Source organism: Pseudomonas sp. 382, assembly GCF_002759075.1.
Lineage (GTDB): Bacteria > Pseudomonadota > Gammaproteobacteria > Pseudomonadales > Pseudomonadaceae > Aquipseudomonas > Aquipseudomonas vlassakiae.
Genome location: NZ_PEMX01000017.1, coordinates 1 through 20,804 on the forward strand (window position 1 = coordinate 1; position 20,804 = coordinate 20,804).

At 63.7% G+C, this 20,804-nt stretch carries 12 protein-coding genes and 1 pseudogene; 4 read left to right on the forward strand and 9 right to left on the reverse strand.

The window, feature by feature from the left end; translation table 11 throughout:
• Positions 1-212: pseudogene (locus CQW31_RS31475) on the forward strand (IS110 family transposase); the annotation flags it as partial.
• Positions 213-774: 562 nt separating this feature from the next.
• Here the strand turns inward: CQW31_RS31475 and CQW31_RS18855 are convergent.
• The gene (locus CQW31_RS18855; RefSeq protein WP_099815158.1) at positions 775-5,055 is read right to left on the reverse strand and encodes a DEAD/DEAH box helicase; all 4,281 of its coding nucleotides are present in this window, start codon (positions 5,053-5,055) and stop codon (positions 775-777) included.
• A gap of 217 nt (positions 5,056-5,272) precedes the next feature.
• Here CQW31_RS18855 and CQW31_RS18865 point away from each other — a divergent pair, with 217 nt between their 5' ends.
• Entirely contained in the window at positions 5,273-5,686 is a 414-nt protein-coding gene (locus tag CQW31_RS18865; RefSeq protein ID WP_054885880.1) for an NUDIX domain-containing protein, read from the forward strand.
• Here the strand turns inward: CQW31_RS18865 and metR are convergent.
• Positions 5,670-6,587, reverse strand: a complete 918-nt coding sequence (gene metR, locus CQW31_RS18870; protein WP_003258025.1) for a transcriptional regulator MetR — start codon at positions 6,585-6,587, stop codon at positions 5,670-5,672. The two genes, CQW31_RS18865 and metR, sit on opposite strands and share 17 nt — an antisense overlap.
• Positions 6,588-6,785: 198 nt before the next feature.
• On the opposite strand from metR, the gene CQW31_RS18875 reads away from it, so the two are divergent.
• The gene (locus CQW31_RS18875; RefSeq protein WP_099815160.1) at positions 6,786-7,781 is read left to right on the forward strand and encodes an alpha/beta fold hydrolase; all 996 of its coding nucleotides are present in this window, start codon (positions 6,786-6,788) and stop codon (positions 7,779-7,781) included.
• Positions 7,782-7,889: 108 nt separating this feature from the next.
• On the opposite strand, the gene CQW31_RS18880 is transcribed toward CQW31_RS18875, so the two are convergent.
• The 6 genes from CQW31_RS18880 to CQW31_RS18905 form a co-directional block, all read right to left on the reverse strand.
• On the reverse strand, positions 7,890-9,218 hold the full coding sequence (locus tag CQW31_RS18880) for a sigma-54 dependent transcriptional regulator (RefSeq protein ID WP_054885878.1): 1,329 nt from the start codon (positions 9,216-9,218) through the stop codon (positions 7,890-7,892).
• Positions 9,215-11,119, reverse strand: coding sequence for an ATP-binding protein (locus tag CQW31_RS18885; protein ID WP_054885877.1), 1,905 nt, complete (start codon positions 11,117-11,119; stop codon positions 9,215-9,217). The genes CQW31_RS18880 and CQW31_RS18885 overlap by 4 nt, the downstream gene beginning before the upstream one ends.
• A gap of 69 nt (positions 11,120-11,188) precedes the next feature.
• Positions 11,189-11,923 carry an amino acid ABC transporter ATP-binding protein gene (locus tag CQW31_RS18890; protein WP_003258023.1) on the reverse strand — a complete coding sequence of 245 codons (735 nt, stop codon included), beginning with the start codon at positions 11,921-11,923 and terminating at the stop codon, positions 11,189-11,191.
• Positions 11,920-12,591, reverse strand: coding sequence for an amino acid ABC transporter permease (locus CQW31_RS18895; RefSeq protein ID WP_054885876.1), 672 nt, complete (start codon positions 12,589-12,591; stop codon positions 11,920-11,922). The genes CQW31_RS18890 and CQW31_RS18895 overlap by 4 nt, the downstream gene beginning before the upstream one ends.
• On the reverse strand, positions 12,592-13,338 hold the full coding sequence (locus tag CQW31_RS18900; protein ID WP_023379010.1) for an amino acid ABC transporter permease: 747 nt from the start codon (positions 13,336-13,338) through the stop codon (positions 12,592-12,594). It lies immediately after the preceding gene.
• A 145-nt stretch (positions 13,339-13,483) separates the two neighbouring features.
• Positions 13,484-14,401 carry a glutamate/aspartate ABC transporter substrate-binding protein gene (locus CQW31_RS18905; protein WP_054885875.1) on the reverse strand — a complete coding sequence of 306 codons (918 nt, stop codon included), beginning with the start codon at positions 14,399-14,401 and terminating at the stop codon, positions 13,484-13,486.
• Between the two features lie 336 nt (positions 14,402-14,737).
• Between CQW31_RS18905 and CQW31_RS18910 the strand changes: the two genes are divergently transcribed.
• Entirely contained in the window at positions 14,738-19,021 is a 4,284-nt protein-coding gene (locus CQW31_RS18910; protein WP_099815161.1) for an NEL-type E3 ubiquitin ligase domain-containing protein, read from the forward strand.
• An 18-nt stretch (positions 19,022-19,039) separates the two neighbouring features.
• Here the strand turns inward: CQW31_RS18910 and glpD are convergent, their stop codons facing one another.
• The gene (gene glpD, locus CQW31_RS18915) at positions 19,040-20,578 is read right to left on the reverse strand and encodes a glycerol-3-phosphate dehydrogenase (RefSeq protein ID WP_099815162.1); all 1,539 of its coding nucleotides are present in this window, start codon (positions 20,576-20,578) and stop codon (positions 19,040-19,042) included.
• Positions 20,579-20,804: the final 226 nt, after the last annotated feature.

Sequence of the window (20,804 nt, forward strand, 5' to 3'; positions counted from 1 at the left end):
GTTGCTCAGAAATTCGTCGCCTATTGCATAACGCTGCGATGGCAGCCAGCAGATCGGCCGCTTGGAAAGGGCTTTATGAACAGCACCGGAAATCTGGTAAAGCAACAACTCAAGCTCTGGTAATCCTAGCTAGAAAGCTCGCGCGGGTGGCATTCGCCCTGATGAAAAATCAGGACGAATACGTCACCAAAGGTGGGAAACTGGCTTGCTGAAAACCATAGAATCTCCCACATTTGTTTCGGGCCAGTCCCTCCTGTGCCGCCAACAGGATCCGCCTTGGTGTATGACTGGAGACCGATGATAGGCCTTGGTGTATGACTGGAGACCGACGATAGTCCTTCGTGCATGACTGGAGACCGATGATAGGCCTTGGTGTATGACTGGAGACCGATGATAGGCCTTGGTGTATGACTGGAGACCGATGATAGGCCTTGGTGTATGACTGGAGACCGACGATAGTCCTTCGTGCATGACTGGAGACCGATGATAGGCCTTGGTGTATGACTGGAGACCGATGATAGGCCTTCGTGCATGACTGGAGACAGGTGGAGCGGCATCAGCGCCCACCGAGATGCCTCGCCATGCCAACAAGGCGGTCCCTGTTGGCTTCACAGGAGAGATTGGCCCGAAACAGATGTGGGAGCGGGTTTACCCGCGATGCGCCGCGCGGGCGGCGCTCGATCTCACAGGCGCTGAAACCCTGTCGGCATACACCTGGTGGCCTTGATAAGCCCTCAAGACAGGCACCTAGATACTTCACACCGTCAAGCCAAATCACATCGCATTACGCAGCAATTTCTCCTTCCATCCAGCCTGCTCCTGCGCCGATCCCTCCACCAGATAGCTATACCGCCCAGCCACCCGCACCGCCACCGGCACACCGTCGCGGTACAGCAGCCGGTTGCCACCCACCGCAGGCACCTTCGCCCCAGGCAACAACGACCCGATCAGGTTCAGTGGGTCGCTGGCGCTCACCACCACCAGTTCTGCATCCAGGTTTCGCCGACGAACCTGGCGCAATAACCCGACCGCCTCCGGCAAGGCGAACTGCTCGCCGGCCAGCCCGGCAATGAAGCGCCCGCCACGAATCTCGCCACGCGCTTCCAGCCGGTGGTAGCAACGCAGCAGCTCGCGCCAGGGCGGTAACACATCGCTCTCTCGCTCCAGCAAGCGCCAGCAGATCACGCCATAGCGCCGTAGCAGGGCACGGGCGATGTGCTCCAGGCGCTGGTGCTCGTCGACATTGCCGCTGCCCCGACGCAGCAACGCCCAGCGCCCGGCATGGGCCATGCTGCTCGACAGCGGCGGGTGGCCGCGCCGGCTGTTGCGGGAGCTGCGTTTGGCGGCGGGGGTAATCAGGCTGCGCAGGCCGGTGAAACTGTCGGCGCCTACCAGGCCGGCACCGACCAGCTCCTGCAGCGCCGTTTCCAGCTCGCTGGGCAGCAGGTGGGCATCGCTGGTCAGTTCGTCGAAGAACAACGCCCCATGGACCTGCAGCGCTTCAAGTACCCGTTGTGCCCGCCCGCCAAGTGCTTCCCGGGCAGGCTCGGGGGCGAGGCTACGCCACAGGCCCATGTGCTCGCGTGGCAACAGCACCAGCGGCGTGCTCGACAAGGTATTGCTCGCCAACGTTGCGGCCAGCCGACTCCAGGCAAATTGCCCGCTGCGGCAGGCATCGTCCAGCCAGTGCGGGCTGTAGTCCTTGATACGTGCGGGCAACAGTTCCGCTTCCCAGGCGCCGGCTGCACTGGGGAAACCCTGCAACTGGCCCAGCACTTCGGCTACTGCCGCCGGACCACGCAGGCGCTCGTCAGGCGCCAGGTGCTGCCAGTCGAACAGAAAACGCATGAAGTCCTGCAGGCTGACCGGTTCGATCTCTCGGCGCAGGCGTTTCACCGTGTAGCGATGGATGCGTGCCAACAGATGGCGCTCACACCATTGCAGGTCCCGTGCCCCAGGGCTGAAGTGGCCACGCAACACATAGCCTTCGGCTTCCAGGCGGGCCAGCGCCTGCTCGACCTCAGCTGCAGACTTGCCCAGTGGTGCGCCAATCTGTGCAACGCTGAGCGGACCGTAGCCACTCAGGCGAGCGCGTAGCAGTTCGCGCAGTGCGCTGTCCGGGTCGATGGCCTGATCGAAGCCGGGCAGTACGCCCAGCGCAGGCTCCATTCGTGCAGCCGGATACAGCGCTTGCAGCAGGGTCAGGCGCTCGCGCGCGAACCACAGCTTTTCATCGGTCACGCGCAGCGCTCGCCCGGCCTTGGCCAGCTGACGCAGCAGCAGGTCCCAGCTGGGGTTGGCCTGGACTTCCTCATGGCTGATGGCGCCCAAGGTCATCAGCGCCTCGTGCATCTCGTCGGCATTGCCCGGCTGCGGCCAGGCCTCGGCCTGCACGGCGGTGATCGCATCGGCGTCCAGCGCGCCGAGATCATCGCCGCTGTGAACTTCATTCCAGCGCCTGTTGATCACCGCCTGGGTACGCCGCTCTTCGAGCGGCGCGTCATCAAGAAAGGCGTATGGCCTGGCATTGAGAATGGCCGAGGCCAGTGGCGAGGGCGCTGGCAGGTCGCGACACAGCAGGCGCACCTGGCCGCTTTCCATGCGCCGCAGCAACGCCAGCCAGCCTTCGCTGTCCATGGCCTCGTGCAGGCAGTCGTCGAGGGTCTGCTCGACCAGTGGGTGATCAGGGATCTGCCGCTCGCCGACGATGTTCTCCAGGCAGGCGATCTGGTCGGGGAACACCGCAGCGATAAGGTCTTCGCTCTTCATGCGCTGGATCTGCGGCGCCACCTTGCGCCCGCCGACGAAGCGTGGCAGGGCCATGGCCACGCCGGCATTCCAGCGCCAGCGCACACCGAACAAGGGGGCGTCGAGCACGGCCTGGATGAGGATCTGCTCGGCAGTGCGGCTGTTGAGGTAGCGCCACACCTCCTCCAGCTCGAAACTGTGGCTGGTCGATAGCGACAGCACGATGGCGTCCTCGCTGGCCGCGGCCTGCAGCTCGAAATTGAAGGTACGGCAGAAGCGTTTGCGCAGGGCCAGGCCCCAGGCACGGTTGATGCGGCTGCCATAGGGCGAGTGGATGATCAGTTGGGTACCGCCAGACTCGTCGAAGAAACGCTCCATCACCAAGGTCTGCTGTGAGGGCAGGGCGCCCAGCACTTGGTGGGTGCGGGCGAGGTAGTCGAGCAACTGGCTGGCGCTGGCCTCATCCAGGTCGAACGTGGTCTGCAGCCACTGCTGCACCGCAGCCAGGTCGCCGTCGTTCAGCACCAGCTGTTCATCGATGCGCGCCTGCAGGCGGGCGACCGCCGCAGACAGTTCATCGCTGCGCCCCGGTGCTTCGCCAAGCCAGAACGGGATAGTGGGTGGCAGGCCCTGGGCGTCCTCGACCCGCACCCGGCCAGGCTCGACCCTGAGGATGCGGTAGGACGCGTTGCCCAGTTGGAAGATATCGCCTGCGATGCTTTCCACGGCGAAGTCTTCATTGACACTGCCGATGTTCAGCGCCTGTGGTTCAAGCAGCACCGCATAGTCAGCGTTGTCGGGAATGGTGCCGCCGCTGGTCAGCGCCGTCAGCTGGCTGCCCCGGCGGCCGCGCAACGTGCCGCTGACCGCATCGCGGTGCAGGTAGGCGCTGCGGATACCCTGGCGGCCGTTGTAGCCCTCGGCGAGCATGCTCAACAGCGCCTGGTAACGCCTTGGGTCGAGTTCTGCGTATGGCGTTGCCTGGCGCAGGCAGTCGAGCAACGCCTGTTCCTGCCAGGCCTGGTTGCTGACTTCGGCGACGATCTGCTGGGCCAGGACATCCAGGGGGGCATTGGGGATATGCAACTCGTCGAGTTCGCCGAGGCGGATGCAATCGAGCAACGCCACGCATTCGATCAGGTCATCTCGTGAGGTCGCGAACAGCCGCCCTTTGGGAATGCCATCAACCTGGTGCCCGGAGCGCCCGACGCGCTGCAGGAAGGCGGCGATCGAGCCGGGCGATTCGATCTGGCAGACCAGGTCGACGTCGCCGATGTCGATGCCCAGCTCCAGCGAGGCGGTGGCCACCAGCATTTGCAGTTGGCCGTTTTTCAAGCGCTGTTCGGCGTCCAGGCGCAGCTCCTTGGACAGGCTGCCGTGGTGCGCGGCCACTGCCTCCTTGCCGAGGCGCTCGCTGAGATGACGGGTGATGCGTTCGGCCAGGCGACGGGTGTTGACGAACACCAGTGTGGTGCGATGCGCTCGCGCCAGGTCGGCCAGGCGGTCGTACACCAGGCCCCAGACGTCCGTGGCCATGACCGCGCCGAGCGGCACCGGGGGCACTTCGATGGCGAGGTCGCGTTGGCGCGCATGGCCAACGTCGATAGTTGCACAAGGGCGTCCCTGGCCGACCAGGAACTGCGCCACGCGCTCCACCGGGCGCTGGGTGGCGGACAGACCGATACGCCGCAAAGGGCGCCCACACAAGGCTTGCAGGCGTTCCAGGGTCAGCGCCAGGTGGGCGCCACGCTTGTTGCCTGCCAGGGCGTGGATCTCGTCGACGATCACCGTGTGCACGCTGGCCAGGCCTTCACGACCGGAAGCCGAGCCCATCAACACGTACAGCGATTCGGGCGTGGTGACCAGGATATGCGGCGCCTGCTTGCGCATCGCCGCACGCTCCTTTTGCGGGGTATCGCCAGTGCGTACGGCAGTGGCGATGGGCGGTGCTTTCAGACCCAGGTCTTCGAGGGCCTGGCTGATGCCTTCGAGTGGGGCCTGCAGGTTCAGACGGATGTCATTGGACAGCGCCTTGAGTGGCGACACGTAGACCACCTGGGTCTGTGCAGGCAGCTCGCCGCCATGCTCCAGGCCCTCGCGGAACAGTTCGTCGAGCACGGCCAGGAACGCGCTCAAGGTCTTGCCCGAGCCGGTCGGCGCGGCGAGCAGCATCGATTGCCCGGCATGGATCAGCGGCCAGGCACGGGCCTGGGCGTCGGTGACCGTGGCGAAGTGGCGACGGAACCAGGTGCTGACGGCCGGGTGGAACAGTTCGAGCGCCTGGTGCTGAAGGGCTGGCAGGTTCATGTGTTGGTTATGGCGGGTGAACGACGGGTTGGCAAGGGGCCGTTCGTCCATGAATGACCTGTGCCGGCCCTTTTGCGGGTGAACCCGCCCCCACAAGGACAGTGGCATCCCTGTGGGAGCGGGTTCACCCGCGAAAGGGCCGGTACAGGAAAGACCGGTCTTGTCAGGCCCAGGAGCCCATGGGATCCTCGCCGGCCAAAATGCCGAGACACCACCCATGCCCAATATCATCCGCATCGCCGCCGCCCTGTTGATCGACCCGCAAGGCCGCACCCTGCTGGTGCGCAAGCGCGGCACCCAGGCGTTCATGCAGCCAGGTGGCAAGATCGATGCCGGTGAATCGCCCATTCAGGCGCTGGCCCGCGAGTTGTTCGAAGAACTGGGCCTGCGTATCGATCCCGCCCAGGCGGTGCACCTGGGCCAGTTCAGCGCGCCAGCCGCCAACGAGCCAGGCTTCGAGGTGCAAGCCGAGCTGTTCCGCGTCGACAGTGCCGAAGCCGTAGCCCCGGCGGCGGAGATCGAAGAAGTGCGGTGGCTGGCCGCCGATCAGGCCGAAACGCTGGACCTGGCGCCGCTGACCCGCGACCTGATCCTGCCGCTATACCGCCAGGCGGTCAGCGTACCGCGCTGACGCCGTCGAGGGTGGCGAACGAGGTGTCCTTGGCGGTCAGCAGGAAGTCGCGCATGTAGGGCGCATCGAGCATGTCGGTGCGCACCGCTGCATATAGCGTGGCGAACAGGCCTTTCTCGCCCAGGCGCTTGCCCTTCACATAGCCCCGCGAGCTGTATTCATGCAGCGCCCAATGCGGCATGCCGCAGACGCCACGGCCGCTGGCTACCAGTTGCATCATCATCACTGTCAGCTCGGACGTGCGCACGGCAGCCGGCTCGATGTCGGCCGGTTCCAGGAAGCGGGTGAAGATGTCCAGGCGGTCGCGCTCCACCGGGTAGGTGATCAGGGTCTGGTCGAGCAGGTCCTGAGGCACGATGTACGGTTTGCTGGCCAACGGGTGCTGGTTGGCCACGGCGAGCATGGCCTCGTAGGTGAACAGCGGCACGTAGGTGATGCCGGCCAGATCCAGTGGGTCGGAGGTCACCACCAGGTCGAGATCACCCCGTGCCAGCGCCGGCAGCGGGGCGAAGGCGAAGCCCGAGGCCAGGTCCAGCTCCACTTCCGGCCAGGCATCGCGGAACTGGTCGATGGTCGGCATCAGCCACTGGAAGCAGCTGTGGCATTCGATGGCCATGTGCAGGCGCCCGGCGGTGCCCCCCGCCAGGCGGGCGATGTCACGCTCGGCGCCGCGCAGCAGCGGCAGGGTGGCATCGGCCAGTTGCAACAGGCGCAGGCCGGCGCTGGTGAAGCGGATCGGCTTGGTCTTGCGCACGAACAATGGCAGGCCCAGGCGCTCTTCAAGCTCCTTGAACTGGTGCGACAACGCCGACTGGGTCAGGTGCAGGCGTTCGGCCGCCTCAACCAGGCTGTCGGCCTCGCGCAAGGCATGAAGGGTTTTCAGGTGGCGGATCTCCAGCACGGGCTGTCTCCGAGAACAATTTTTGAAAAAACAGGGAATGAGTTGAGTTTCACTCATGTTGCCCCAGGCTGTCGACTGGACGATCAGCCGCACCGCTCGGCAGGGTTCATCAAACTGTCACCGAACTGTGGCAGCGCGCCCGAAAGAAAGTCATCAGACTCGCGCTCTACTGGGGATCTGCATTCTGGTGTTTCTTTCATGCGGGCTTTTCTGCTGTTTTTCTTTCTGATGTTCAGCGCTTCGGCCAGCTTCGCCGACACGCGCTGCGACGCCCATGTGCCGGTACAACGTGCCGAAGTCGGCAACCTGAGCCTGGTCTATCAAAGCGTCGGCGCGCCTCGCGATCCGGCGTTGCTGCTGGTCATGGGCCTGGGCGGGCAACTTATCCATTGGCCTGACGATGTGGTCGAGGCAATGTGCCGCCAGGGCTTTCGGGTCATTCGTTATGACAATCGCGATGTCGGCCTGTCGCGCTGGAACCAGCTGCCGCCTTCGGCCAACCTCACGGTCGAGTTGTTGCGCTACAAGCTTGGCCTGCCGGTTGCCGCGCCTTATACCCTGACCGACATGGCCAACGATGGCCTGCAGCTGATGGATGTGCTGGGCATTCGCCAGTTTCATGTGCTGGGCGTGAGCATGGGCGGGATGATCGCCCAGCATCTGGCAGCCATGGCGCCGGAGCGGGTGCGTAGCCTGACCCTGGTGATGTCCAGTTCGGGAGCGGCCGGGCTGCCGGCACCCGATCCGGCGTTGGTGCAGTTGCTGGCGCGGCGCAGCGCGCCGAATCGCGAGGTGGCCATCGAACAGCAGGCCGACCTGCTGGCGGCGCTGGGTAGCCCGCACGTGCACGATGACCGGGCGGTGCTGCTGCAACAGGCGGCGATAGCCTATGACCGGGCCTTCAACCCGGAGGGGGCGAAACGCCAGATCATGGCGATCCTGGCCGAACCGAGCCGGGTGCCGTTACTCAATGAGTTACGGGTGCCGACGCTGGTGGTGCACGGCACGGCCGATCCGCTGTTGCCGGTGATGCATGGGGTGCACCTGGCCGCGCATATCCAGGGTAGCCAGCTGAAGTTGATTCCAGGGTTGGCGCATCGCTTCCAGGAGCCCTTCAAGGCGCCGTTGCTGGCGGCGGTGCTGCCTTACCTGCAGGCGCACCGGCAGGATGTGACCCATATCGCAGGGCTTTGAATCGGTGTGGTCCTTTTCGCGGGCATGCCCGCTCCCACTGGGATGGTGTAATGCCTGAGGCCTAGCTGTGGGAGCGGGCTGGCCCGCGAAGCAGGCGACGCTGCTCCATCAGCCGAGCCCGTACTTCTTGACCTTGTCGAACAGCGTGGTCTTGGCCATGCCCAGCTCCTGGCTGGCCTGGCTGAGGTTGCCACCGGTGCGCTGCAAGGCATCACTGAGCAGGTTGCGTTCGAACGCTTCCACCGCCTCGGCAAATCCAAGCCCTTGGCTGGCGCCGCCGCTCGGGCCTTTCTTGAAGGCTGGCAGGCCAAGGGCATAGCGCTCGGCCACGTTGCGCAATTCGCGCACGTTGCCCGGCCAGTCATGGGCCATCAAGCGCGACAGGGTCTGGCTGTCCAGCGTCGGTGCTTCGCGGTCGAATCGCAGCGCCGACTGCTGCAGGAAGTGCTCGAACAGTTGCAGGATGTCTTCCCGACGTTCGCGCAGCGGCGGCAGCTCCAGGGTGACCACGTTCAAGCGGTAATAGAGGTCGCTACGGAACTGCCCGGTCTGACCGAGGGCGTCGAGGTCGGATTTGGTGGCTGCAATCACCCGGCAATCCACCGCGATGCTCTGGTTCGAGCCCAGGCGCTCCAGGGTGCGTTCCTGCAGCACGCGCAGCAGCTTGATCTGCAAGTTGATCGGCATGCTCTCGACCTCGTCGAGGAACAGCGTGCCGCCATTGGCGTGTTCAATCTTGCCTATGCGGCGCTTGCCGGCACCGGTGAAGGCGTTGGCTTCGTGGCCAAAGATCTCGCTTTCGAACAGGTTCTCCGGCAGGCCACCGCAGTTCAGCGCCACGAACGGCTGGCCCTGGCGCCGGCTGAAATCGTGCAGGCAGCGGGCGACCAGCTCTTTGCCGGTGCCGGTTTCCCCTTCGATCAGCACGTTTGCCGACGTATCGGCGACGTTGGCGATCAGCTCGCGCAGGTGCTGCATGGCCGGCGAACGGCCGATGATGCGCCCTTCAAGGCTGCTCTGCTCGGCCAGTTGCCGGCGCAGGGCCACCACTTCGCGGGACAGCCCGCGCTGCTCCAGGGCACGGCGCACCACATCCACCAGGCGCTCAGGGGAGAAGGGCTTTTCCATGAAGTCGTACGCGCCGTTGCGCATGGCACCGACCGCCATGTCGATATCGCCGTGGCCGGTGATCAGCACTACCGGCAGGCTGCGGTCGCGGGCCTTGAGGCGGCTGAGCAGCTCCAGGCCATCGATGCCCGGCAGGCGGATATCGCTGACGACGATCCCGGCAAAATCATCGCCGATGCGCTCCAGGGCCTGTTCGGCACTGCCGACGCCCTCGCAGGCGATGTCTTCCAGAGCCAGCGCCTGCTGGCAGCCGAGCAGCACATGCGGGTCGTCTTCGACGATCAGAACGGTAAGTGGCGCTTGGTTCATGGTTGCTCTGCCGATTCGCTGGGGGGCGTGACCAAAGGCAGGGCGAGGACGAAGGCCGTGCCGCCGGTGGCGGGGTGCTCGACGTTCAGGCTGCCCTTGGCCGCGGCGGCAAGGCTCGCCGACAAGGTCAGCCCCAGGCCCAGGCCATGTTCGCCCGGTTTGGTGGTGAAGAAAGGTTCGAACAGGTGCTTGCGGGTTTCGGCATCGATGCCGTGGCCGTTATCGCGTACCCGCAGGCGATACTTGTCGCCTTGCAGCTCGCCTTCGAGCCACAGCTCGGGCAGTGGCTGGGTGGCCATGGCGTCAAGAGCGTTGCCGATCAGGTTGACCAGGATCTGCTCAAGGCGGGTCTGGTCGATGGCCAGTTGCTGGTCGTCGAACTGGTGGTGCAACTGCAGGTTGCAGCCCGTGATGCGGTCGTTCAGTACCTGCAAGGACGCCTCCACGGCCTTGGCCAGCGACGCCTGGCCACTGTCGTCACCGCGCCGGGCGAACGAGCGCAGGCTGGCCGTGATGCGGCCCATGCGGTCGATCAAGCCGTTCATGGTGCGCAGGTTGGTGCTGGCGGTGTCCAGTGCACCCCGCTCGAGAAAGCGCACGGTGTTGCCAGACAGGGTCCGCAGCGCCGCCAGAGGCTGGTTGAGTTCGTGGGCGATGCTGGTGGACATCTGCCCGATCGCCGCCAGCTTGCCGGCCTGGACCAGTTCGTCCTGGGCATGGCGCAGGGTCTGCTCGGCATGCCGGCGCTCACGGATCTGGCCCTTGAGCCGTTCGTTGCTGGCGCGCAGGTCGGCGGTGCGGTCGGCGATGCGCCGCTCCAGCTGGCTGTTGGCTTCTTCCAGGGCCTCGCGCGCGGCCAGGCGTGTGGCAACGACCTTGCGCCGTTCGTTCCAGGCGATGCCGAGGATGGTCAGCAGGGCGAAGGCCACGCCGACCAGGATGCCCTGCACCATGGACTCGCGGCGCAGGTCCTGCAGCGGAGTGAGCAGGGTGAAGTGCCAGGGCGTATCGGCCAGGCGCCGGGTCTGGGCCAGGTAGCTCACTTCATGGGGCTTGCCCTGGGCAGTTTCGGCGTTGGCCGGGAAGGTCAGTTTCTCCACGCCATCGGCCAGGGTTTCGCGGGCCAGCGGTTGCAGCTCGTTCAGCGGCCACCAGTAGTACTGCAGGCTGCGCGCCAGGCGCTCCTTGATCTGCGGGGTCAGCGGGCGCACCGACTTCAAGCGCCGGGCTGGGTCGCTGGAAAGAATGATGATGCCGTTCTCGTCGCTGACGAAGGCTTCCAGGCGGGCGCGCTGCCAGCGCTCTTCCAGGGTGTCCAGGCGCACTTTGATCACCGCCACGCCGATGATCTTGCCGTGTTCTTCCAGGCCGTGAGCAAGGTAATAGCCAGCCTCGCCCGTGGTGCTGCCGATCCCGTAGAAGCGGCCCGGTTCGCCACGCACGGCGCTCTGGAAATAGGCCCGGAACGACAGGTCTTCACCGAGGAACGAGTCGGCGTCGCGCCAGTTGCTGCTGGCCTGCACGCGGCCGTTGGTGTCGAGAACGAAGATCGCCCGGCTGCGGCTGCGGCGGTTCAGGCCTTCGAGGTATTCGTTGACGGTCTGCCGGTTGGCGCCATCAGGGTCGGTGAGCAGCTGCGAGACGCTGTCTTCCAGCTCCAGCAGGCTCGGCAGGTAGGTGTACTTGCTGATTTCGCTCTCGACCGTGCGCGCATGCAGCTCCAGCGCACGTTCGCCGCTTTCGCTCAAGGTGCGGATGCCATTGCTTTCGCTGATCAGGAAGCCGGCCATGCCCAGTCCGACCATCAGCAGGATGATCAGGGGCGGCAGCAGCAATTGGCGAATCAGGCGGGATTTCACGGCGGGCTTGGCAGGGAGAAGAAGCGAAGGGTCGCATTTCATCACAGTGGCCTTGTCACGGCCAGCACCCGCTGCCGGGCGAACCCGGGCAGCGGTGCCGTTGTTGCCGAATCAGTGTTGCAGGATCTTGCTGAGGAAGTGCTGGGTGCGTTCGTGGCGGGCGCTCGGGTTGCCGAAGAAGTCTTCCTTCTGGCAGTCCTCGATGATGTTGCCCTTGTCCATGAAGATCACCCGGTTGGCCACTTTGCGGGCGAAGCCCATTTCGTGGGTCACGCACATCATGGTCATGCCTTCGTGGGCCAGCTCGACCATCACGTCCAGTACTTCGTTGACCATCTCCGGGTCCAGCGCCGAGGTCGGCTCGTCGAACAGCATGACGATCGGGTCCATCGACAGCGCGCGGGCAATGGCCACGCGTTGTTGCTGGCCGCCAGACAGCTGGCCGGGGTGCTTCTTGGCGTGGGCGCCGAGGCCGACGCGGTCGAGCAGGGCCAGGCCCTTCTTGGTCGCTTCCGCCTCGCTGCGGCCGAGCACCTTGCGCTGGGCGATGGTCAGGTTCTCGGTGATGCTCAGGTGCGGGAACAGCTCGAAGTGCTGGAATACCATGCCCACCCGCGAACGCAGCTTGGGCAGGTTGGTCTTGGGGTCGGCGATCGAAGTGCCATCGACCACGATGTCGCCCTTCTGGAACGGCTCCAGGGCGTTGACGCACTTGATCAGGGTCGATTTGCCCGAGCCCGAAGGGCCGCAGACCACAACCACTTCACCTTTCTTGACCTCGGTGCTGCAGTCGGTCAGCACCTGGAAGTCGCCGTACCACTTGTTGACGTTCTTGATGGAAATCATACGGTGATCCTTTTTTGCAGGCGCTTGACCAGCCACGAAGCGGAGAAGCTGATGACGAAGTACACGACCCCGGCGAAGATCAGGAACTCATGGGAGCGCCCGATGATGTCGCCGTTGGAGCGTGCCGAGTTGAGGAAGTCCACCAGGCCCACGGTGTACACCAGCGAGGTGTCCTGGAACAGGATGATGCTCTGCTGCAGCAGCAGCGGGGTCATCTTGCGGAAGGCCTGGGGCAGGATGATCAGGCGCATGGTCTGGCCGTAGGTCATGCCCAAGGCCTGGGCAGCGCCCATCTGGCCCTTGGAGATCGACTGCACACCGGCGCGGACGATTTCGCAGAAGTAGGCGGCCTCGAACATCATGAACGCCACAACGCACGAAGTGAAGGCTCCCACCGGGGTGTCCTCGCCGGTGATCCAGCGCAGCACGAACGGCACCGCCAGGTAGAACCAGGTGATCACCAGCAGCAGCGGGATCGAGCGGAAGTAGTTGACGTAGGCACCGGCCACACGCGACAGCAGCTTGCTCGACGACAGGCGCATCAGTGCCAGAATGGTACCCAGCACGATACCGCCGACCACGCCCATGACCATCAGTTGCAGGGTCATGAGCATGCCGTCCCAGAGGGCCGGCAGGGCGGGGATGATTTCGCTGAAATCCATGTCCATTTACTTGCCCCCCACGGAGATCAGGCCAGGCACGGCGACTTTCTTCTCGACCATGCGCATCAGCAGCATCAGGCCCATGTTCAGGGTGAAGTAGATCAACGTGGCCAGGGTGAAGGCCTCGAACAGGTTGGCCGAGAATTCGGCGGTCTGCTTGGTCTGCGCCAGCAGCTCCATCAGGCCGATCAACGAGGCCACCGAGGAGTTCTTGAACACGTTCAGGAATTCCGAGGTGAGCGGCGGAATGATGATCCGGTAGGCCTGCGGCAGCAGCACGTTGTTGTAGATCTGCGGCAGGCTGAAACCCATGGCGCGGGCGGCGGCTTCCTGGCCGCGCGGCAGCGCCTGGATGCCGGTGCGTACCTGTTCGCAGACGCGGGCGGCAGTGAACAGGCCCAGGCAGATGACCACGCTGATCAGTGCCGAGGTGGTCGGGTTGAGGTCTTGCTTGAACCATTCCTGCAGGCCTTCGGGCAGCAGGTCCGGCACCAGGAAGTACCAGATGAACAGCTGCACTAGCAGCGGCACGTTGCGGAACAGTTCCACGTAGGCGGTGGCGATGCCCGATACCAGGCGGTTCGGCACGGTACGCATGACACCGAGGACCGACCCCAGCAGCAGTGCGATGATCCAGGCGGAAATGGCGATGGCGATGGTCCAGCCCAGACCGGTGATGTACCAGTCCAGATAGGTCTCGCTGCCCACGCCGGTGGACTTGAAGAACACGCCCCAGTCCCAGTTGTAATTCATCGGGATTTCCCCTCAGACGGTTGTTTCACGGGCACCTTCGAGCATCCGGGGGCGCTGGGCGCCCTCGGATGAAAGGTTAGACACTAATGGGTGGCCTGCAGGATTGATTCGCGCTAGCGAGCAGCAGGCCACTAACAGCTGAGGATCAGGACTTCTTCTCGTCGGCGGCCTTGTCGGTCGGCTCGGCGATCAGTTTCTTCAGCTCGTCGCTCATCTGGAAGTTCAGGTTGAGGCCCTTTGGCGGGATCGGCTGGGTGAACCACTTGTCGTAGCTCTTGTTGACTTCGCCCGATTTGAAGTACGCGACGATGGCGTCATCGACCGCTTTCTTGAAGGCCGGGTCATCCTTGCGCACCATGCAGCCGTAGATTTCATACGACTGTGGAGTACCGGTAATGACCCAGTCCTTTGGATTGCGCGCCTTGGCCATTTCACCGGCGAGCAGCGCGTCGTCCATCATGAAGGCCACGGCGCGGCCGCTTTCGAGCATGTTGAAGGCTTCACCGTGGTCCTTCGCGGAAATCACGTTCATCTTCATCTGCTTGTCGGCGTTCATGGCCTTGAGCAGGCGCTCGGAGGTGGTACCGGCGGTAGTCACCACGTTCTTGCCGGCCAGGTCCGGGAAGTCCTTGTAGGAAGGCTGACCGTCCTTGACCTTGGTCAGCAGGCGGGTGCCGACTTCGAAGATGCCGACCGAGAAGCCGACCTGTTGCTGGCGCTCGACGTTGTTGGTGGTAGAGCCGCACTCAAGGTCGACGGTGCCGTTCTGCACCAGCGGGATGCGGGTCTGGGAAGTCACGAGGTTGTACTTGACCTTGATATCGGTACCCAGTTGCTTCTTCAGGGCATCGACCACGGCCAGCTGGATGTCATGGGAGTAGCCCACGGGCGTTTGACCGCCAGCCAGGTAGGAAAATGGAATGGAAGAGTCGCGGTGCCCCAGGGTGATGGTGCCCGAGTCCTTGATTTTCTTCAGGGTACCGGTCAGTTCTTCAGCCATGGCTGGCGAAGCGATGATCGCGGCGGCGATGGTTGCGCCCAACAGGTGACGAACGATACGCATCAAATTTTCCTCGACGTGTTTGTTTTTTTTATGGAGCCGTTGGCGGACTCTTTCGTTCAACGAATACAGCAGGAAGCGAGTGCATTCGGCCCCAAGTGTAGAGCATGAGTCGTGCCAAGCTCTCGATATCGATCATACCGCCTGATAAAACGGGCCGATCAACCTTTTCGCGTGAGCAGATACTTCATGTTTCGTTCGGAAATCCGTATGCATTCAAGTAACTCGTTCGGTAATCCGATTGGGTGAGACAGGCAGTCTTGAACATCACTATTTAGTTACCGTCATGTTGCGGCGTCTCGGTGTTTAGCTGGGTTTCTTTTGTGACGAGACTCGCCAATGCCCCCGTTGATCCGCTACGACTCCGTTGACGCTCTGATCGCCCGCAACCTGCCAGGCTGGATGCGCCAGGCTTCGGAAGATCATTTGTCTGCGCTACGCCGTGCCATGTTGCAGGAACAGGCCATCGACCATCAGGTCAGCCAGCTGTGGAACACCATTCCGTCCCTGGATACGTTCGCCAGGCAGTTGCTGGAGCAGACGTTGTCCAGAACCAGCCTGGCCGGGGTTGATGTGAAGGCGGCGAAGGTCAGGATCGCCACGCTGATCGTGCTCCCTACCGGGTCACCAAAATTGTCGTCGCCTCACGTGAAGCGCGTGGTGGCGCATGACCTGCTGGCCGCTGCGCTGCACAACTTTCACGCTGATGAGGCGGTGCCCAGCATTTATCGAGAGGCAAAGCTCTTAGGTGCCGACAAGCAGCCGCTAAAGATGAGCTTCGAGCGGTTCGCTCACCTGTGCCGACAGCTGGATATCGGCCAGCGCTACCAGGCATTGCTGCGTCAGACGCTGCAACCCGCGACCACAGCATCGGAGCCAGTCGCCAGCCTGCTTGAAGAGTCGCTGCGAGCGCGACTGGAGGTGGCCGTGCGCCTGTCGCTATTGAAGGGGCACCTTGACGAGCGCAGTTACTTGCGGATGTTGCCACTGTGCGCTGCCAAACCGATCGTGCCGGCGGATCCGGCCAGCGTCATCCCACGGCAGCTGTATCTGCTGGGCAAGCGCATCCGGGGGGTTGTGACCGTCGAAGTAAGGCTTGCAGAGGATGACAGCATCGACAGTGTCATTGCCTGGCTACCCAACGATGCGCAAGCGCCCTTGCAGCGCTATGACAGTTGGTCGTCGCTCTACTGCTCACTGTGCCAGAAGCTGCGAAGCCAGGACTTTGCACGGTATTTCAGCCGTTTTATCGGCGAGCGCGACCGCGTCGACTTCAGCTATGCCCTACGCAAGCGTCACGCTGCAGGGCCCGAACCCTCGGAACTCGATGGTCGCAACCTGGCGTTGGACGCGACCCTCTTTGTGCATTTGCGCAAGCAGCAGGTGGAGAAGTGTTTTGACGATGCGGCAGTGCTGGCGGTTTCCACCGAAGCGGTAGATGAGCAGGACCGACGTCGGCGCATGATCAACTACAAGGAGTTCGGTCTCGACTTGCTCGGGCTTGCAGGCCTGTTCGTACCGGTGTTGGGGTGGGCGATGCTTGCCCTGACGGCTGAGCAGGTCGTGGAAAATATCTATGAAGGTTACAAGGATTGGCAGATCGGTGATCGCCAGGACGCGCTGGAACATGTATTTGCCATTGCCCAGATCGTGGCCAGCGGTGTTGTTGTCGCTGCGGGCGCCGAACTGGTGGGGCGTACGTTGCCGCGTGTAGCGGCGGTCGATGCCATGGCCCCCGTTTGCACGGCGGACGGTGATGTGCGTTTATGCCGAACCGACCTGCCAGGCTATGCCTTGGCGGACAGCGACCTTGGCATCGGCCAGCACGAGACCCAGGATGCTGTGCGGCGGATGCGTCTGCATGACGCCACGTATGTTGTCGAAGAACGAGGCGAAGGCTTGGCCTTGCGTCATCCGTCGCGTAGCGAAGCGCAGCCGATAGCGTTGCAGCACAACGGTGTCGGAGGTTGGTGGCATGACCTGGAAAGTCCCCAGCACTGGGAGGGCAGTGGGCACTTGCTGCGCCGGTTGAGCAGTGCCTTGGCGACAGTGCCGGACGAGCTCGCCGAGACCTTGCTGTTGATTACGGGTCATGACCAGGCGCAACTGCGGCGTTTGCATCTTGAAGGTGCAAAGCCTCCGGCACGTCTGCTCGATGCACTGGAGCGTCTGCGCTTGCATGAGCAGTTCCCGCGGGTGAACGGCGCAGCCTTCGAGGAAATAGTGGCACAGCGCCAAGCGAATCCGGAGGAAGGTGCGCGCTTGCTCATACGTGATTTTCCGGGGCTTACGCCGCGTTGCGCAGGGGAAATTCTGGAACTGGCAGACGATGTTCTGGTAGTGCGCCTGCTGGAGCACAAACGGGTGCCGCTGGCGCTCGCCGAGCAAGCGCGCTGGGCGGTACGTGACAGCCGGCTGGACCGGGCCTGCGCGGGCTTGCTGCAGCCGCAGGCCATCAATGGGGATAGCGAGCGGCTGGCGCTGGCGCTTGCCCAAAGGCACGGCAAGTGGCCTGCTGACCTGCGGGTCGAGGTTCGCGAGGGGCATCCCAACGGGGTGAAGTTGGCGGACAGCGGTGCGCCCGACGCTTCCCGGGTTGCCGTCCTGGTCAAGCAGGCGGACCGATATCTGATAGTGGGGGGCCCAGATCACGGTTCAGGCGCGTTGCTGGAGAGCCTGCTGGTCCTGGCTGAGGGGTTGCCTGGCGATGGCGCGGTCAAACGATGGCAAAAGGATCTGGCAACGCAGGCGGCAGCGGCGCGCGACGTCGCCGCTGAAATGATCGGCCTGGCTCCACCACCCGGGCGTGTGCGTCCCCCTGTGCGGCTGGGGGACGGACGCGTGGGCTATCTGCTCAGCGGGCGGGGAGAAAGCTCCGGTCAGGCGTTGCGGCGTGGCCTTCGCCAGATCTATCCGACGATGAGCGATGGTCAGGTGGACGCTTTACTTGCCGACCTGCGCTTGCGTGGCATCGAGCCTTGGCAGCACTTTGCACGTCTGCGCGCACAACTGGCTGACTTGCGAGGCTCATTGCTGCGTTGGCAGGAGCAGGCCAGCGGGCCCCTGGAGCGCCTGCGTCGCAGGCGTCTGGCTACCCGGCTACGTCGCTGCTGGCGACGCAAGAGCAATATCGGCACAGAAGATGGTTACGTCCTCCAGATCGATGGCCTGCAGGTGGGGGAGTTGCCTGAGTTGCCGGCTGGCCTGGACTTTCCTCACGTCACCCAGCTGACATTGCGTCGGCTGGGGCTCGAAGCGGTGCCGCACGCGTTTATCAGCCGTTTTGCCAACGTGGTTGAACTGGACTTGCGCGGCAATCGCTTGACGACGGTTCCCATGGGGGTGGAGCAGATGGTGAGGCTGCGCGAGTTGCGTCTGAGCCATAACCGGATCGTGCTCGATGCGCAAGCGGATGCCCAGCTGTCGGCCTTGGTCCGCCTGGAGCGATTGCATCTTGACCACAACCCGCTGGGTCAGGCGCCCGCTGTCAGTGGCTTGCCGCGATTGCGCGAGCTGTCGTTGCGCAGCACCGGCTTGGAAGACCTGCCAACGCGGGTGCAGACACCCTGGCGCGCACTCACCGATTTTCGCAACAATCAGCTGCGTCGATTGAACGTGGAGCTGAACGCCGTGCGCGAGCGTATTCGCCGTATGGCACTGCACGACAATCCGCTGGAGGATTTTAGCGAGGAGGAAATCAGCGAAAGTTCTGGGTCCTCGGAGGAGGGGCGAGGGCTTTCCTACCGCCATGCGCTGGTAGATCAGGCGATGCGCCAGCAATGGTTGGCGGGCAGTACAGGGGCGTTGCGCGCTCACCGGGAAGCACTTTGGGTCGGCCTGCAGGAAGAGCCTGGCGCACGAGACTTCTTCCGCTTTCTGGCTGACTTCGCTCAGTCTTCCGATCTGGCACGTTACCCGGGCTACTATAGGGCCCGCGTATGGGAAATCATCGAGGCCTGCGCATACGACACCGATGTGCGCTCAGGCCTGTTCGCCCTGGCTGGCGGCCCACGCACTTGCGAGGATCGGTTGTTGTGGACGCTCAGTCAGTTGGAGACGCGCGCTGCAGTGGTGAAGATGACCCGAGGCCTGCCGGCGCGGGGCGCCGAAACCGCGCTGGTCAGCCTGGGGCGTTCGCTGTACCGGCTGGACCGGCTCGATCGTATTGCTGCCCGCCATGTACAGCGAATGGCGTCGCAAGCCGGGCTATTCGTCGATGAGCTGGAGGTCTACCTGGCCTACCGGGTGAATCTGGCCGGCCCACTGCAATTGCCACCGCAACCGCGCTCGATGCACTACCGCAGCCATAGCGGGGTAAGCGCTTCCGACCTCAACGCAGCGCGCAGCGAAGTGTTGCAAGCGGAAAACCCAAGGACACTCAGCGACGCGTTGGCCACCCAGGACTTTTGGGAGGATCATGTCAGGCGACACCATGCCGACCGCTTCGAACAAATGCTCGCGCCGTTTCATGAACGCCTGGCGCACCTGGAGGCACATGCCGAGGAAACCGGTGAGATGGCTTATCTGATGGGGAGCAATACGCTCAGGGATGAGCTGCTGGAGGCTGAACGGCGCCTGTTGCGCACGCTCGCCCGTGCCGCCTACAGCCTGCCGGAGGACTGAGCCTCCGGCAGCGCGCCATCAGGCGGCGCGGCCCTGGTTGCGCAGCTTGCCGCGTTGTTGCAGGTATTCGCGCAGTGCCTGCTGCTCGGCGGTGCTGGTGAACAGGCCAAGCTTGGTCCGGCGCCAGAGAATGTCGTCGGCGTCGGTAGCCCATTCGATTTCGCACAGGTAGTCGACTTCGCGGCCGAACAAGCCGCCCCCGATGGCCTGGCCGAGGTCGTCCGGGCCATTGACGCCGTCGAGCAATTGCCACACACGGCTGCCGTAGGTGACCGCCCAGCGTTTGGCGATATCCACTGGCAGCCAGCCGTGCTTGGCTAGCAATTGGTCCACCAACGCTTGCGCAGTGCTCATCTGCTCGCCGCCCGGCAGCGGCGCTGTGGCCGTCCAGCTGCCACGCATCTGTTCGAAGAACGGCTTGAGCTCGACCATGGCCGATTCCGCCAGCTTGCGGTAGGTGGTCAGTTTGCCACCGAACACCGACAGCAGCGGTGCCTGGCCAGTGCTGGCCGACAACGCCAGGGTGTAGTCGCGGGTCACCGCCGAGGGGTTGTCAGACTCGTCGTTGCACAGCGGGCGCACGCCCGAATAGGTGTGCAGGATGTCGGCACGGTTCAATGGCTGGTTGAAGTGTTCGTTGACGACCTTCAGCAGGTAGTCAGTTTCCTGCTCGGTGATCGCTACCTTGGCCGGGTCGCCGCTGTATTCGCGGTCGGTGGTGCCGATCAGGGTGAAGCGGTCTAGGTATGGAATGCAGAAGACGATGCGCTGGTCCTCGTTCTGCAGGATGTAGGCGTGTTCGCCTTCGTAGAGGCGCGGCACGATGATGTGGCTGCCCTGGATCAGGCGGATGCCGTAAGGGGCATCGAGCTTGAGGTCATCCTTGATGAAGCTGGCGACCCAAGGGCCGGCGGCGTTGACCAGGGCGCGTGCGCGAATGCTCTGCAGGCGACCATCGGCATGCTGCAGTTCAACCTGCCACAGGCCATCCACACGCTCAGCACGCAGGCAACGGGTGTGGGTGTGGATGTGTGCGCCGTTTTCGCGGGCGCTCATGGCATTGAGCACCACCAGACGGGCATCGTCCACGGCGCAGTCGGCATATTCGAATCCGCGGGTGATTGCCGGCTTGAGCGGGTAGCCCGGGCCGAAGCGCAGGCTGCGCGAGGCACCCAGGCGCTTGCGCTTACCCAGGTGGTCGTAAAGGAACAGGCCGGCGCGGATCATCCAGGTCGGGCGCAGGTGCGGGCGGTGCGGCAGCACGAAGCGCATCGGCTTGACGATGTGCGGGGCTTTGGCCAGTAGCACTTCACGTTCGGCAAGCGCCTCGCGCACCAGCCGGAATTCGTAATGCTCCAGATAACGCAGGCCGCCGTGGATCAGCTTGCTACTGGCAGAAGAGGTATGTTGCGCCAGGTCGTCCTTTTCACAAAGGAATACCTTGAGGCCGCGCCCGGCGGCGTCTGCAGCGATGCCCACGCCATTGATGCCACCGCCGATGACGGCGAGGTCGTAGCAGTCGGCGACTGGGAGCTGGGACGAAACTGGCTGGGACACGGGCAAGGCCTCCTGGGCTGTTCACATCGAAAATGAACATTGATGTTCGTTTGCGAAAATACTAGCGCAACAGAAAGCCAGTCGCCAGTCAGTCTTTATAGAAAAAACTGATCAGATGACAAGAAAGTGAACATTTCCGAAAATTATGAGTGATCGGTTTGAGGTATCTTGCGCCTGTAAGACCGAGCGCCGCCCGCGCGGCGCTCGATCTCACTGGCGGCAAAAG